This is a genomic window from Burkholderia sp. SIMBA_051 (assembly GCF_046534915.1).
GTDB lineage: Bacteria > Pseudomonadota > Gammaproteobacteria > Burkholderiales > Burkholderiaceae > Burkholderia > Burkholderia ambifaria.
Genome location: NZ_JAWRXS010001015.1, coordinates 1 through 229, shown reverse-complemented (window position 1 = coordinate 229; position 229 = coordinate 1). Strand labels below are relative to the sequence as shown.

At 63.8% G+C, this 229-nt stretch carries 1 protein-coding gene; it reads right to left on the bottom strand.

The window, feature by feature from the left end; all coding sequences use genetic code 11:
- On the bottom strand, positions 1–229 hold a 229-nt coding region (locus SB771_RS37560; protein WP_410722348.1), incomplete at both ends, for an extracellular solute-binding protein.

Sequence of the window (229 nt, the reverse complement as noted above, 5' to 3'; positions counted from 1 at the left end):
CTGCTTCGAGGTCGCCCACGAGATGAACTTCTTCGCCGCGTCCGTCTGCTTCGACGACTTCGGAATCGCCAGCGCCCATGCCCACAGCCAGTGCGAGCCCTTCGGCGTGACGGCCGTCGGCGCGGCGGCAAAGCCAACCTTGTCGGCGATCTGCGATTGCTGCTTGTTGTAAAGGATGCCAGCGGCAACCGTCGCGTCGATCCAGATCCCGCATTTGCCCGACGACATC